This window comes from Myxacorys chilensis (assembly GCF_059505265.1).
In genome coordinates this window covers 1-14146 of the sequence record NZ_JCACKG010000309.1, presented here as the reverse complement: position 1 = coordinate 14146, position 14146 = coordinate 1, and the positions used below count along the sequence as shown (strand labels likewise).

14 protein-coding genes are annotated in these 14146 nt (G+C 48.2%); 7 read left to right on the top strand and 7 right to left on the bottom strand.

Annotated features, from left to right (window positions below; all coding sequences use genetic code 11):
- Positions 1-15 precede the first annotated feature (15 nt).
- On the top strand, positions 16-579 hold the full coding sequence (locus AC5JLB_RS30605; RefSeq protein ID WP_495877594.1) for a hypothetical protein: 564 nt from the start codon (positions 16-18) through the stop codon (positions 577-579).
- A 109-nt stretch (positions 580-688) separates the two neighbouring features.
- Here the strand turns inward: AC5JLB_RS30605 and AC5JLB_RS30600 are convergent, their stop codons facing one another.
- The 5 genes from AC5JLB_RS30600 to era all read right to left on the bottom strand — a co-directional run bounded on the left by AC5JLB_RS30600 (position 689) and on the right by era (position 7022).
- A complete protein-coding gene (locus AC5JLB_RS30600; protein WP_495877593.1) occupies positions 689-1210 on the bottom strand; it encodes a DOMON-like domain-containing protein in 522 nt (173 codons plus the stop codon).
- Positions 1207-2352: a phosphotransferase enzyme family protein gene (locus AC5JLB_RS30595; protein ID WP_495877592.1), complete on the bottom strand. Its 1146-nt coding sequence runs from the start codon at positions 2350-2352 to the stop codon at positions 1207-1209. The genes AC5JLB_RS30600 and AC5JLB_RS30595 overlap by 4 nt, the downstream gene beginning before the upstream one ends.
- A gap of 252 nt (positions 2353-2604) precedes the next feature.
- The gene (gene pntB, locus AC5JLB_RS30590) at positions 2605-4002 is read right to left on the bottom strand and encodes a Re/Si-specific NAD(P)(+) transhydrogenase subunit beta (RefSeq protein WP_495877591.1); all 1398 of its coding nucleotides are present in this window, start codon (positions 4000-4002) and stop codon (positions 2605-2607) included.
- 10 nt (positions 4003-4012) lie between these two features.
- On the bottom strand, positions 4013-5620 hold the full coding sequence (gene pntA / locus AC5JLB_RS30585) for a Re/Si-specific NAD(P)(+) transhydrogenase subunit alpha (protein ID WP_495877590.1): 1608 nt from the start codon (positions 5618-5620) through the stop codon (positions 4013-4015).
- 460 nt (positions 5621-6080) lie between these two features.
- The gene (era, locus tag AC5JLB_RS30580) at positions 6081-7022 is read right to left on the bottom strand and encodes a GTPase Era (protein WP_495877589.1); all 942 of its coding nucleotides are present in this window, start codon (positions 7020-7022) and stop codon (positions 6081-6083) included.
- Positions 7023-7136: 114 nt separating this feature from the next.
- Here era and AC5JLB_RS30575 point away from each other — a divergent pair, with 114 nt between their 5' ends.
- A complete protein-coding gene (locus AC5JLB_RS30575; RefSeq protein ID WP_495877588.1) occupies positions 7137-8219 on the top strand; it encodes an ATP-dependent 6-phosphofructokinase in 1083 nt (360 codons plus the stop codon).
- Positions 8220-8430: 211 nt separating this feature from the next.
- Here the strand turns inward: AC5JLB_RS30575 and AC5JLB_RS30570 are convergent, their stop codons facing one another.
- Positions 8431-9852, bottom strand: a complete 1422-nt coding sequence (locus tag AC5JLB_RS30570; RefSeq protein ID WP_495877587.1) for a carotenoid oxygenase family protein — start codon at positions 9850-9852, stop codon at positions 8431-8433.
- Positions 9853-10250: 398 nt separating this feature from the next.
- Here AC5JLB_RS30570 and AC5JLB_RS30565 point away from each other — a divergent pair, with 398 nt between their 5' ends.
- The 5 genes from AC5JLB_RS30565 to AC5JLB_RS30545 all read left to right on the top strand — a co-directional run bounded on the left by AC5JLB_RS30565 (position 10251) and on the right by AC5JLB_RS30545 (position 13630).
- Positions 10251-10754 (top strand): DNA recombination-mediator protein A, encoded by a 504-nt coding sequence (locus AC5JLB_RS30565; protein WP_495692525.1) that lies wholly within the window; start codon positions 10251-10253, stop codon positions 10752-10754.
- Positions 10755-10757: 3 nt separating this feature from the next.
- Positions 10758-11186, top strand: coding sequence for an MAPEG family protein (locus AC5JLB_RS30560; RefSeq protein ID WP_495877586.1), 429 nt, complete (start codon positions 10758-10760; stop codon positions 11184-11186).
- Positions 11187-11223: 37 nt separating this feature from the next.
- Complete coding sequence (locus AC5JLB_RS30555; protein WP_495877585.1) at positions 11224-11715, top strand: YajQ family cyclic di-GMP-binding protein; 492 nt, start codon at positions 11224-11226, stop codon at positions 11713-11715.
- A gap of 505 nt (positions 11716-12220) precedes the next feature.
- The gene (locus AC5JLB_RS30550) at positions 12221-13450 is read left to right on the top strand and encodes a hypothetical protein (protein WP_495877584.1); all 1230 of its coding nucleotides are present in this window, start codon (positions 12221-12223) and stop codon (positions 13448-13450) included.
- 12 nt (positions 13451-13462) lie between these two features.
- Positions 13463-13630: a metallothionein gene (locus AC5JLB_RS30545; RefSeq protein WP_495877583.1), complete on the top strand. Its 168-nt coding sequence runs from the start codon at positions 13463-13465 to the stop codon at positions 13628-13630.
- A gap of 76 nt (positions 13631-13706) precedes the next feature.
- Here the strand turns inward: AC5JLB_RS30545 and AC5JLB_RS30540 are convergent, their stop codons facing one another.
- A complete protein-coding gene (locus AC5JLB_RS30540) occupies positions 13707-13952 on the bottom strand; it encodes a hypothetical protein (protein WP_495877582.1) in 246 nt (81 codons plus the stop codon).
- Between the last annotated feature and the right edge of the window lie 194 nt (positions 13953-14146).

The window sequence follows — 14146 nt, the reverse complement described above, 5'->3', positions numbered from 1 at the left end:
AGGTTGCGGGGTCTGATGAAACCGATAAATAACAAACTGCACCCTGCGCTCAAGGCCGCGATCGCGGCGGCGGTCTTACTCATCCCTGGGTGGCTCCTCCTCCAACGATTTCAGATTGGTATTGAGTTTTTACCGCCTGAATCGGATCGAGTTCCGGTGATCAAAACTCAACCTTCAGACGCGCCAGCCACCCGTGCTCCTGCAAATTCTAAGGTGACGACGGCGGCTAAGCCTGATCCCGCAGAAGCTGCCGCTCGCCAAGGTAAATTGCGAATTCGCAACCGCTCAGATCACCCGCTCAGAGTAGCATTGCGTTCTCGCCAAAAAGAAGCAAGTAAAGGGGCATCGACCGGATTTGCGACTCCTGCCCATTGGGATTTTGCGCCAGGAGAAGGAAGTACAGAAGGATTGCTCGTTTCGTTACCCAATCGCGAGATTAAGCTGAAGAAAGGGGATGTGATCGTTGCCTTTGCTCAAGATGGATCGCAACGGTATTGGGGTCCGTTTGTGGTGGGTGAAACTGATGGCCCAGCTTGGAACGCTGAGGCGGCAGAGTGGGAATTAGTGTTGGATGAATAAATGGACAGCTAAAGTTAATTACGCAACAGTGGCATCGATCCTCAGATCTTGAAGAACTCTGAAATCTGACATTGGCCGTTTTTATGTCCACCTATGAGAATATTTGGGTTCACAACTGAATGAGAAAGCTATCTCTGCGGTGAAAATCGGCTTCCAGTTCAGGATGGGTTAGTGCCCAGTAAGTGATCTCACCGCTCTTGGATTCAACTACAGATGCGATCGCAACGTCCAAACTTTGCTCAGCTAACTCAAGCTGCTCCAAATTCAGCGCGATCGTCAGCATTAGCGTGGTAGAGGTCTGCTGCACCTCCACCGGAAGCGCTGCGATCGCGAGTTCCTCTTGCATTCCTTGCCGATAGCCATCAAATCGGTAAACATTCCAATGTCCGGCAGGGGAGAGGTTGAATTCCCAATACTGCTTGGAATTCTTGAGACCCAGAAAGAACTCGAAACACGTCGTCTTCCAAAGGTCATGCTGACGCACAGCCAGAGTAGGACTTGGAATCACAACTGCCGTTAGATCACCATGTAGATCATAACGAATCATGAGGTTAGCACTGTGACGTTCAATGCTGCCTGTAATGGTTAAATCAACGCTAGGTGAAAAAGGCTTCAGTAAAAACTCGTTCATCGCATCTCCGCAATGAGAGAGCGAATCACTGTTTCTTGAGATTCAATACTCTGAGTTAGTTGAAACTGAACCAAGGCTCGCATCAAATTGTGATCTCGATGCTTGACCTTGAAATAGACGTTGCCCGCTAAATGATCGGTCAAAAATCTTAGTCCTAGCTCAAACGCAATGAGTCGAATTGCATCAAATAGATAATCGTAATCGTGATTGGTCAAAAAGGCTTTTGCCACCGAAAGATAGCCTTGTAAAATACCTTGGCAGAGGTCAGGCTCGAAGTAAACCGTCTCCCACTGCTCCGTTTCTTCGCCGATCGGATTGCAACCCGATCGCAGGCAATCGCCAATGTCATAATGCACTAATCCCGGTTTGACAGTATCGAGATCGATGACGCTAACGGCTTTTCCAGTTGAGCAATCAAACATAACATTGTTCACCTTTGGATCTCCGTGCATCAGTCGAAGCGGCAGTTTGCCAACCGCTTTAGCGTGCTCAAGAACCGAACACCACTCCGCGCGATCGCGCACAAACTGCAACCCGTACGTCACTTCTGGAGATAGGTTCACCGTTGTTGTCGCTAACACCTGATGGTACTGCTGAAGATAGCGCGGCGTGATGTGAAAGCCTTCTAACGTGTCGGCTAATTGATCGGGCGGCAGGTCGCTGATCAAGCTGTGAAACATGCCCAAGGCATAGCCGACTTCTTTTGCATGATCCACGTCATGCATTGCGTCAAATGACTCTGATCCTTCAATAAAACTAATCGCTCGCCAAACTGCTCCATCAGCGTCAATCCAGTGATCGCATCCTTCATGAGTCAACAGCACCCGTGGCACTTCCCAACGACGCGCCAGCGGAGAACGCTGCAAACGATCGCGGACATGGCAAGTGAAAATGCTCATGTTCTGCATGACCAGTTGGGGTTGACGAAAGACATGAGTATTGATGCGTTGCAGCACAAAGCGGGGTTGACTGATATTCTTAACCGTTACCAAAAATGTATCGTTAATATTGCCGCTGCCAAACGCTTGCACAGTAGTAATAGCGGCTCCAGAAGCAAATTGAGCTGCGATTCTTTGGAGCTTGGCAAAGCCAATCGCAGTTAGATGACTTGAAGGCTGACCGACAGGATCTTGATGAGTCATTTGATGATGGGTCATGTCCTCACACTGTAGAATACCTGCCTTGCGACAGGATGTTTTTGGTCATTATCCGCTAGGTAGGGTTAGAAATCGAAGATCTTTGCATAACGGACAAATCGAATTTATTTTATTTGATTAGACACTAAAAAAACGCCTATTTAGAGTTCATCTAAAACAGGCGTTCAACCATGACTAACGGACAGAAACACAAAAGCTTATTTGCCTTTGCGGTTGCCTCTCCTTGAGCGCAACAGGTTATTTGGCAAGTTCTAAAACGCCTAACTGACTCAGAACAGCATCTGCGTTTTTCTTTGCATCACCAAAAAGCATACGAGTGTTTTCTTTGTAGAAAAGCGGGTTCTCAACGCCTGCATAGCCGCTGGCCATACTGCGCTTCAGCACGATGACTTGCTTGGCTTTCCACACTTCGAGAACGGGCATTCCAGCGATCGCGCTGCCAGGTTCCATCGCACTCGGATTCACCGTATCGTTGGCTCCAATCACCAACACCACATCGGTTTGAGGAAAATCATCGTTGATTTCTTCCATTTCCAGCACGATGTCGTACGGCACATTCGCTTCAGCAAGCAGGACGTTCATATGACCTGGCAAACGACCTGCGACAGGGTGAATGCCAAAGCGGACATTGACGCCGCGATCGCGCAATCGTTTTGTAATTTCAGAAATCGGATGCTGCGCTTGTGCCACGGCCATTCCATAACCGGGAACGATGATGACGCTATTCGCGTTTTCTAGCGCCTCGATCGTTTCGTCTACAGAAATCGATTTTGCTTCGCCTGCGATCGCCTCTGTAGTGCTCGATCCACCGGTGCCAAAGCCGCCGAGAATGACACTGATAAACGATCGATTCATCGCTTTGCACATGATGTAGCTCAGAATCGCACCACTGCTGCCCACTAACGCACCCGTAATGATCAACAGATCGTTAGAGAGCATAAAGCCAGCGGCGGCAGCGGCCCAGCCCGAATAGCTGTTAAGCATCGAAATGACAACAGGCATATCTGCGCCGCCAATTCCCAAGACGAGATGGAGTCCTAGCACCCCTGCGATCGCGCTCATGATTACTAATGCTTGCAGTCCAGATAGGATTCCTTCTCCTAAAAACTGCTGCCCCAGCCAAACACAAGCGATTAACATGCCAATGTTAAGAAGGTGTCGAGCAGGCAATGTGAGCGGCTTACTGCTAATCAATCCGCGCAGTTTTCCAAAGGCAATGATTGATCCGGTAAACGTGACCGCGCCAATGAAGACCCCTACAAAAATTTCAACTTCGTGAATTGTGGCTTCCGCTCCGGTCAAGGATTGCGGGCTGAGGTAATTAGCAATGCCCACCAGAACTGCCGCCAGTCCGACGAAACTATGTAGCATTGCCACCAGTTCTGGCATTTCGGTCATTGCAACGCGTGCGGCAAGAATCGCACCGACGATCGCACCCGGAAGAATTGCTGTGGCGAGAATTCCATAGCCCGTGACATCACTTCTAATAATCGTCGCGATGAAGGCAACGACCATTCCAGCAATGCCGTAAATGTTGCCTTTCTTGGCCGTTTCTTGATTTGACAAGCCGCCCAAACTCATGATGAAGAGGGCACTCGCCGCAATGTAAGCGACGTTAGAAATACTATCGGTCATTGTCCTCTCCCTATTTCTGGAACATTTTGAGCATTCGTTGTGTGACCAAGAAACCACCCACGATATTGATGGTTCCAACCAGAATTGCGATCGCGCCTAAAATTGTTGTCGCTGACGTGAGCGCGCCTGAAATTTGCAGCATTCCCCCGATGATGATGATGCCGCTAATGGCGTTCGTGACACTCATCAATGGCGTGTGGAGAGCGGGTTTAACGTTCCAAATCACCTGCCAGCCAATAAAGCAGGCGAGAACAAAGACGGTGAAGTGAGACAGGAATGAAGGAGGTGCGATCGCGCCGATTCCGACTAACACCGCCCCAATCAGAACTGCCCAGATCCACTGAGGTGTCTGCCGACTCACTTGCGGCGTTTCGACCTGAGATGAGATGGTAGCGGGTTTGGGTGCAGGCGGGGCGGAAGGTCTTGGCGGCGGCGGCATCACTTCGCCCTGATGCACCACCAACGCACCTCGAATCACCTCGTCTGCCAGATCAACCCGGTAGTTTTCGTTTCTGCCCATGTCATCCAACAAGTGACATAGGTTTTTGCCATAAAGCTGACTCGACTGCGACGCCATTCGGCTTGGCAGATCGGTTAATCCAATAATCGTGACGCCTTGATACTTATAGATTTCATTAGGCTTGGTCACTTCGCAGTTCCCGCCCTGCTCTGCCGCCATATCAACGATCACAGAGCCGTCTTTCATGCTCTCGACCATTTCTCTCGTGATCAACGTCGGAGCTTTTTTGCCCGGAATCAGCGCCGTGGTAATGATGATGTCTACGTCTTTTGCTTGATCCGCAAACAGTTCCATCTCAGCTTTGATAAATTCGGGACTCATGGTTTTGGCATAACCCCCTTCCCCAGAGCCGTCTTCCTCAAACTGAAGCTCTAGAAACTCTGCGCCCATGCTTTGAACCTGCTCTTTCACCACCGGACGGGTATCGAAGGCTCTAACGATCGCACCCAATCCTCTCGCGGTTCCGATCGCAGCTAATCCTGCCACACCTGCGCCAATAATCAGCACTTTTGCAGGCGGTACTTTTCCGGCAGCGGTAATCTGCCCTGTAAAGAAGCGTCCGAAATGCTCTGCGGCTTCAATTACAGCACGGTAGCCTGCAATATTTGCCATTGAACTAAGAGCATCCAATTTTTGCGCCCGACTAATGCGCGGCACCGCATCCATCGCTAAGACGGTTGCCTTACGGGTCGCAAGTTGCTGCACCAGTTCAGCATTTTGGGCAGCCCAAATAAAACTAATTAATGTCCCGTTTTCTCGCAGCAATTCTGTTTCGTGCTTGTTCACACCAGAATGCCAAGCGGGAGGACGAACTTTGAGGATTAAATCTGATTCTGCCCACAGCGTTTGGGGATCAGAAACAATATGACAGCCAGCTTCTTCAAAAGCCTGATCAGAAAAATTAGCGGCATCTCCTGCTCCAGATTCAACCCATACTTCAAACCCATATTTTTGAAGAATCTTTGCGGTATCGGGCGTTGCTGCGACTCGACATTCGTTGGTTGCAATCTCTTTAGGAATGCCAATTTTCCGACAAGGTTTTGAAGGGTCAATTGAAGGATGCTCACTATGCGTTTGCTGATCCAGCGCGATCGTCATGAACTTCTCCTGATAATGGATCTTGGTGTACTGGAGTGCTGACCAATAAACTTCATCAACGAAATATTACTCGTCAAATTTTTTGCAGCAATTCACAGATCAATAGGGACAATACTCGCATCCTAGAACGATTTTCAAGAGTTAGGAACTATTTCCAAATTTCTTAGGATCTAAAGCTGAAAAATGAATCGAAACTTAATATAAAAGGATCAATAAAGCGCTAACTATCTGGCTCTAGTAAAACCAGTTTGTAAAACCAGGTAAATGTGCTTCATTTAAGTTGAGTTTCTGTTACAAACTGCTACACATCAATCCATCTCAAATCTGCGTTTGAGATGGATTGATCCATTCATTTTCTGAAGTTCACAGTTCTTGCCGAGTGCAAAAAATACCTATTTTCGACAGGATGTAAGTAGAACGACTACGACAAAGAGAATCGATCCAGATGCCCTATAGTGAGCTACTCTTCAACGCGGTAGCCGAATTCGGCAAGGCGCGTGCGAGACTGACGCCATTTCGGTTGCACCTTCACAAATAGTTCTAGATGCACTTTACCCTCGATCAGTTTTTGGATTTGTTCACGAGCCGCAGACCCGACAGTTTTTAACATCGTTCCTCCTTTGCCAATCAAAATGCCTTTCTGAGAGGAACGCTCGACATTAATGGCCGCAGAGACGCGAGTGATATGGGGTTCTTCCTGAACACGCTCGATCGCGATCGCAACAGAATGCGGCACTTCTTCGCGAGTGTGCAGCAGAATTTGCTCGCGAATCAGTTCGCCCATGATAAAACGTTCGGGCTGATCGGTGACGAGATCAGGCGGGTAGTAATAGGGTCCGGGTTCTAGGTTCTCAATCAAAGTAGCTTGGAGTGGCTCGACTCCTTCACCAGTGAGCGCCGAGAATTTAGCAACCGTCCAACCTTGAGATGCTGCCAAGTCAATGTAGTCTTGATCGAGCGAGGGATGCCCTTGCTGGTCGGCTTTGTTGAGTCCGAGAATCACTGGGCTTTTGACATCAGTGAGCAGATTGACGATGAAGCGATCGCCGCCCCCCAGCTCGACCGAGCAATCGACCAAAAAAAGCACGATATCCACCGATGCGATCGCGCTCCTCGCATTCTTGACCAAGACTTCGCCCAACTGATGGTGGGGTTTATGAATTCCGGGCGTATCAACAAAAATAATCTGTGCTTCTGGCGTGGTCAGAATGCCTCGCAAGCGGTTGCGAGTCGTTTGCGCCACGGGAGAGGTAATCGCAACTTTCTGTCCGACCAAATAATTCATCAGCGTAGACTTGCCCACGTTTGGGCGACCAATAATGCCGACGAACCCTGATTTAAATCCCTCCGGCGCGAGTGGAATAGAACTCACCCAGCCATCTGTTGTTTCGTTCTCTGTCATGTCATCCTTTTCTAACAGCTCTAAATCAATTCTGTAGTTTTCATTACTCTTTCTCAAAGCTTTCTCAAAGTGCGATTAGCTGTTAGCCATTACAACTTATTCAGTGTAATCGACATGGACGGGACAAAGCGGATTGGCATCTTGACCAGCGGCGGAGATTGTTCAGGCTTAAATGCAGTCATTCGAGCGGTCGTCTTTCGAGCGATCGGAACGTATGGCTGGAAGGTCTTAGGAATTTGTCGAGCCACCAATGGCTTAATGGAGCGCCCCCCTGACATTGTGGCGTTAGATATTGATCGCGTCGATCGCATTCTTACCGCAGGCGGAACGTTTCTTGGCACAACCAATAAGGGCAATCCGTTTGCGTTTCCAATGCCTGACGGAGAACTCCTCGATCGCTCCTCCGAGATCATCGACGGCTACCATATGCTGGGCTTAGACGCCATGATTGGCATCGGCGGCGATGGCAGCATGGCGATTCTCAGAAAGCTGGCACAGCAGGGCGGAATGAATTTAGTCACGATTCCTAAAACGATCGATAACGATGTTGGCATCACCGAATGCTCGATCGGCTTTGATACGGCTGTCAACATTGCCACAGAAGCCGTCGATCGATTGCATTTCACAGCCGCAAGCCATTCTCGCGCCATGATTCTCGAAGTCATGGGACGCGATGCCGGACACATTGCCATTAGCGCAGGCATTGCAGGGGGTGCAGATGTGATTTTGATTCCAGAAATTCCCTATACAATCGCGAATCTCTGTCACAAGCTCAAAGAACGCCAAGACCAAGGCAAAAACTATTCGCTGATCGTCGTGTCGGAAGCGGTGCGCACCGAAGAGGGCAAGACCGTCAGTTCAACCGATCCCTCTGGAGAATCGCGCTACGGCGGAATTGGGCAATATCTTGCCAGTCGAATCTCTGCCTGTAGCGGTGTAGAAACTCGCGTTACTGTGCTGGGGCACATTCAGCGCGGCGGCACGCCTTCGCCCTTGGATCGACTGCTCGGCTCCATGTTTGGCGTGGCAGCAGTCGATTTGATTGCTCAAGAAAAATACGATCGCATGGTGGCATGGCGCGATCGTCGCGTGATTGATGTTCCGATTGCGGATGCGATCGCACAGTATTGCACTGTTGATCCAGGCAGTGCTGCCGTTCAAACTGCACGCGGACTCGGAATCTATTTAGGAGATTGAGCCGTTCTTTGGGGTTGAGTGAGGCTTTGAAGGATAGTGGCAGCGGATTTTGTAACAGATGTAGCGAATGAACAGATGAATCACCCATTTACATATCTGTTATGTCCGTTACTCGATTCGCTGCCTAACTCAACTCGCTTCCCATTGAAGTAAGTAATTCCCGCTTCTTAATTCCCTCTCATAGTTGAACGACGCCTAATTAAGCCAACACTCAAGCGGGTTTCCATGTACCGTGAAATCCAAGTGGAATCACTTCCGGTAATGCTAAACGGCAAACTGGTTCATCATCTAAGCGATCGCTATCAAACACCCAAACTTCACTGGTATCGGTATTACCGTCATATACAACCGTCACGATCCAACCTTGATCCAGATTTTGAGCATCAGGCGCGTAAATCGGCTCCATTGCATAGCGGTCTTCGCCTAAGTTTGCTTGCATCAGATCGCCCGTTTGCTGATCGAAGCGTGCGATCGCTCCAAACACACCGGGACTCTCATGACCAGGACGGTAAACTGAAAGGTAAGTGTATCGCCACGATTGCCCCACATCTGCTTGTTTCACAACTGGAAACTCACAGTCACGATTCAACATCCGATCCATCCCAAAAACGGTTCCTGATTTCGGATCTAATCGAATTTGCCATAAAGAAGAACTTGCTTTTGTCGTTGCATGACCTGTAGCAACTTCTTTCAAAAGCTGATTGGTGTTGAAGTCTTCATAGCGCACCACATCCACAACAGCATGACCGTCTCTATCAACTGCACCGTTGCCAAAATGCCATTGATACCAAGGTTCTGTTTCCCCTCGACTGACCACCTCTAGCGAATTCCGATCAATCACTAGAATTTGTGTTCCCTTTTCAGGCTTCCACTCAAACGATTCTCCAAACCCTTTGAGGCGAGATAAGACCGGCAGAGGATTTAATCGAACAGGCGAGACGAAAAATAGCAGATATTGTCCTGCCATAACGAAATCATGAATCAGTGGCAAGCCATCGAGCGGCACTTGATTTCGCTGCTTTAAATTGCCCATCGCATCAAGGCGATAGAGGTTAAGCATGGCGTTCTTACCAAAGCTCACCCCAAAGTTGTAAACCTCGCCAGTTCTATCATCTCGCTTTGGATGAGCCGAAAATGGCATCAAAGGCGGTAAACCGTTTAAATCCGTCTGACCTTCAGTGTCCAACGTCTCTGGATTTAAAGCATAGGGATGTCCGCCCTCCCACAATGCCAACACGCGATCGTCAAACGCAAGGACTGAAGTGTTGCCTGCGTTTTTTGTCCCCTTCGTAAACCGATTCCAAATTCCTCCAGGGGGGAGCATTCCATACCCACCATAGAGAAAGTGTCCCGCCTGTTCTTCTTCCTGAAATTCTTTGCCCTGCACATAGCGATACACTCCCGTTGCGCCTGCATCGGTGAAATGAACTCCTAGCACAGCGCCATCCCCATCAAACCAATGAGAAACCCGCGTATTGCCCCGCTCTAATCGCGCTGGCCCGTTTCGGTAAAGCGATCCTCTTAACCCTGTAGGAATCGTGCCAGACAGAACTGCTAAAGCTGTTGGAGCAAAACCGTTAGCGGTATGTAAAACTGACCCTACCCAATCTTTAGGTCGTGTTGCAATAACCATACATTTCTTCCTAATCAGTCTGTATTCAAACTTACGAAATCTAGTGCAACATCTGCCGCAAGCCGTTTACTTCTGGTTTAGAAGTATGACTAGCGATGCAACGGATCGCATTACCTAAAGTATATTCACCAATTTGAATATGTCAATAAGTGAATATAGTCGCCTGTTGTTTGTGGTCACGGAGGCGAGCTTACAATCTGCGTCAGTCTCACAATTCACTAGCAGAGCGACTGACTAATTAAACTTAGCACTGAGCTAAGTGACGATCGCATTGCCGTTCCTGAGAGGCGATCGCAGCGTCGTTGCTGGATACGATAAAATTCTTCAACTGATTACAATCACCCGCAGGTCAAGAGCGTCTGATACAATTACGGCGTTGTTAATATAAAGCACGTCTCTTGAGTCAGTCGATCGATCTCCCTCAAGTCGATGATTTTTTACAAGAACTCGCCACGATTCAGCAAACGGGTTCTAAGCGGATCGCTCTATTAGGGTCACGCCACGTTCCTATCACCCATCAAACTCTAATTGAGTTGATGAGTTATGCACTGGTTCTAGAAGGCAATCGAATCATTACTTCAGGGTCAACCGGAACCAATTTTGCTGCAATTCGTGGTGCTTTACGGGCTGATCCAAGTATGCTGACGGTGATTCTGCCGCAGAGTATGGAGCGCCAACCTCGCGAATCGCGTGAGCAGTTAGAAAGTGTGATGCATTTGGTCGAATCGCCAGAGAACAACAGTCTTTCTCTAGCCGAAGCCAGTGCTCTTTGCAATCAAGAGATTGTGTCTCGCTGTCAGCAACTCATTAGCTTTGCGTTTCATGACAGCCATACTCTTCTGCGGACTTGCCGCGATGCCGAAGACCAGCGCAAAATTGTGACAATATTCTATTTTGATTAGGACATGACACTGTTCGGATTCTCTGTGCCGACCATTTTGCTAATCGCGATCGCAGCGACTGCCGTTCTCGTGTATCTTCCATTTGCTCTTGTGGGGGTTGCCCGCGTGCAGGTTGGCTACAATCGAGACATGAGGTCGTCTCCTCGGGCAACGCTCGATAAACTCCCTGAGTATGGCAAACGCGCAACTTGGGCGCACCAAAATTCATTGGAAGCGTTTTCCCTGTTTAGTGTTGCGGCATTAATGGCATTTGTGACACACCAGGACTCAGCAACAGTCGCTTGGGCGGCGATCGCGTTTGTGCCGATTCGCTTCCTCTACTCGGTGTTTTATATTCTGGATGTTCCGCTGCTGCGATCGCTGATGTTTGCCCTTGGTTCAACCTGCATCATTACCTTGATTGGATCGAGCATCACTAGCACTATGAGGTAGGAGACAACTGTTCCTTTAAATAACCCCTATTTTTTCTATGGCTTCTACATTTTCATTTGATATCGTCAGTGAATTTGACCGTCAAGAACTTGTCAACGCCGTCGATCAGACCAAGCGAGACGTGAGCAGTCGCTATGATCTCAAAGACACCAATACTGAGATTGATTTGAACGACGATGCGATCGTCATCAACACCGATAGTGAATTTACGCTCGATGCAGTCCACAACCTATTGCAGCTAAAAGCCTCAAAGCGCAACTTGTCTTTGAAAATCTTCGACTACGGCAAAGTAGAATCGGCAAGCGGCAGTCGTGTTCGGCAAGAAATTAAGCTCAAAAAAGGCATCGGCCAGGATATCGCAAAGCAGATTACCAAAATCATTCGCGACGAATTTAAAAAGATTCAAGGATCAATTCAGGGCGATGCCGTTCGGGTATCGGCAAAGTCAAAGGATGAATTGCAAGCAGTGATGCAACGCATGAAGCAAGAAGATTTCCCGGTTGCACTGCAGTTTACAAATTATCGATAGAGTGCAGCGCCAAATTGAATAGCGCTGTAGCAAATCTATCATGATCCAGTTCAATTGGTCAGATTTAGAGTGTGAGCATTTGTACATGCTCAGATACGTCTGTGCACAGTGTTAGGGTCAAGATGCGAGCTATGCAAGTTTGAATAACTGCCAGATTTCCCTGGAAGATCACTTAAAAAGGCCTTTGTGAAGCTGTATTTTTTTTTACAAGCTCAAATGTTAGCTTTTAAGTACTCCTCCGGGCATGGAAATCTATTACTAAAGCAGGAATACGCATCAACAAAATCTGCTCTTCAAAGAGATTTTTTAGCAGATGCATCAGAGTAAGCAAACTTTATCAGGTTAGGCGTACTAGCTTAGCTAGTACGCGTCCTGTTTTAAGTTAGCGAGCGTTGTCGTTCTTTACTAATGTGCTGCTGAAGATTTTCTAGAAAAAATTGACCTAGAAAATTAGATTCGATGCTAGCGAATGTGTTGAGCAGGAAGGTGTTCCCTGAAACGTCTGATGACCAAAACTACACATGGAAAAACCTTAGACATGCCGAACAAAAAGTCGTCCGTCGCCAGCCTCCCTGGTTCACCTACCTTTACTACCGAATCTGATGGTTTGCTCGACGTATTTTCCCTGTCGCTCAACCAGAATTCTAATTTCCCCTCAATTGGCCCGCAGTACTCTAAAAACAAGGCGACTGAGAATAACAATCAATTCGGCCTCTTCTTCGACTTGAGTAAACCCGTACCTGCGGACGGTTTGCGCGTGGTCTTCTCTCACCTTGATTCAGGCGATGCCCTTGGTGACATTACCTTTCCACCCGTGCTGACTAACGCCAGCAACTTCAAGTCGCTAGACTCCTTAGGCGATGAACTTGCCCGTTCTGTAACTGCGATCGCAAATGAATTCAAGGAAGGTAAAAAGTTTACCTTGACAGAGCTTCAGACAGGTACAGGTTACGCCATCAACTTCGATCAACAAGTTGATACACTCACCAAGCTTGCTCCCTCTGCTAGTCGGGGTCGGGGTACTCCAATCTCTCTTGCCATCCAGAATGCTGGATTTGAAGACTCGGTTCTAGAAAACTTTACCTTTACTGTTGTTCCGCCTCCAGGTTGGCAGGTGTACAACCCAGATGGACTAATTCCTGCGGTAACAACGGATGACTCTTCTGCAACAGGTGCATTCAATCCATCTGTGAATAATTACCCCGCTGGCGTTCCAGAAGGAAACAACGTCGGCTATGGGTTTTTAGTAGAAGCACCGGGGAGCGGAGAGGCTGGCTTGAGCCAAATCCTCGATGCGCGACTCGCCGCTAATACCCGTTATACCCTTTCAGTTGAGGTGGGCAATCCGACGGGTGACGATCCGGTTCCTGGAATTTCCTTCCCTGGCTTCCCTGGCTACCGAATTGAGTTGCTAGCAGGTGGCCAAGTTCTGGCAGTAGACAACAATTCGCTATCGATCGCAGAAGGAACGTTTCGCACCTCGACAGTAACTTATGTCTCCTCTGCAACTAATTCATTGTTAGGTCAGCCTCTAGAAATTCGCCTAATCAACTTGTTGCAAGGTCCAGGCATCGAAGTTGACTTTGACGACGTTCAGTTGACGGCGAAAGCAATTCCTAGAGGCAGTACCCGTTCTCATCGCTTGAATGGCGGGCTTGCAGAACTACGCGATCCACTGCACAAATCTTCTATATCTGAACATCTGTTCACATGTTACGATGGATTTAACCTCTAGAAGAGTCACATTATGGTTACTGCAACTCAAATGAAATGCGCGTGCGAACCTTGTCTTTGCATCGTTACCCCCGACGATAGCGCTACTGAGAAAGATGGCAAATACTATTGCAGCCAAGTTTGCGCTGACGGTCATCCCAATGGGCACGGCGACTGCGGACACAAAGGCTGCAATTGCTAACTTAAATAGAGGCTCAAGGATGGAAGATCCTTGAGCCTCTATTTAAGTTAAGTTGTGTACCCTCATCGAATTGCCTTTACTGTTGTCTGATTACCAGATCGTCTCCACTGACCGAGACTTTGGTAATTTGGCGAATTCCAAACTGATTTAAAACAGTTTGTACGGCGTTAGAAACTCGCCCTTGCAACATTGGATCATTTAGACGAGTGCGGACCTGAGTTTCAACCAGAGATACGATCGTATTTTTATAGCCAAATAGCGGGTTACAAATATCGACTCCAAAAATGCTGCAAGCGCCCGTTGCTTGAATGTTTGCATTCATTAAAGTCAACCTGGGTCACTGTATAAGAGAGTCTCCCATTCGCTGCGATCGGGCGCAGAAAGACATCCATCCGAGCATTGTTGATTTCTACATTAGGGACACCGTTATCTCCCTTGTCTCAATTCTTATCCCGAACTCAGTGAAGTGACCCCTTTAGTTCGGACAGAAGCACAAAAGATTTAAGCGTATCTACT